The organism is Buttiauxella izardii (genome assembly GCF_003601925.1).
Lineage (GTDB): Bacteria > Pseudomonadota > Gammaproteobacteria > Enterobacterales > Enterobacteriaceae > Buttiauxella > Buttiauxella izardii.
In genome coordinates, this window is sequence record NZ_QZWH01000089.1 from 1 (window position 1) to 531 (window position 531).

Sequence of the window (531 nt, forward strand, 5' to 3'; positions counted from 1 at the left end):
GAACCTGGCGCGACGCGATATGAACCTGCAACCACTGTTCTTCGGCTTGTGCCAGCGGCTTCCCGGCGAGTGTTTGTACCAACGTGGCAATTTGCCGCGCCGCTTCACGCACGGATTCGTCAACGTTATCGGCGTTAAATTCCGGCAGCGGGTAACCTTCGCTGATACGGCGCACCGCAACGGCACAATACAAACGGATAAACTGCTCGCCCTCGTCCGTCAGGCGAACGTGGCAACGCGTGAAACAGTTGTGCAGTTCTGCCGCCAGTTGTTCCGGCACGCCTGCATTCAGCGCCTCTTCTGTCAGTAATGGATTTTCGCTGTCTTCTTGCGCGAGTTGCCATAGCAACTCCGTCAGACAAGCGCGAACCGACATCTCACTGCCAAACAGTTTCATGCCGTGGCGCGGACGGGTTTCAATGGTCAGGTTGTAACGCGCCAGCCATTCTCGCACTTCGGCCATATCGCTTTGCAGCGTCGCACGGCTGACAAACCACTCTTCCGCCAGATCTTCGAGTTTTAATGAAAATG

1 protein-coding gene is annotated in these 531 nt (G+C 56.1%); it reads right to left on the bottom strand.

Features of this window, described 5'->3' with window-relative positions; all coding sequences use genetic code 11:
- The coding region (locus tag D6029_RS22355; protein WP_208642713.1) for a BglG family transcription antiterminator at positions 1 to 531 on the bottom strand (531 nt) is incomplete at both ends.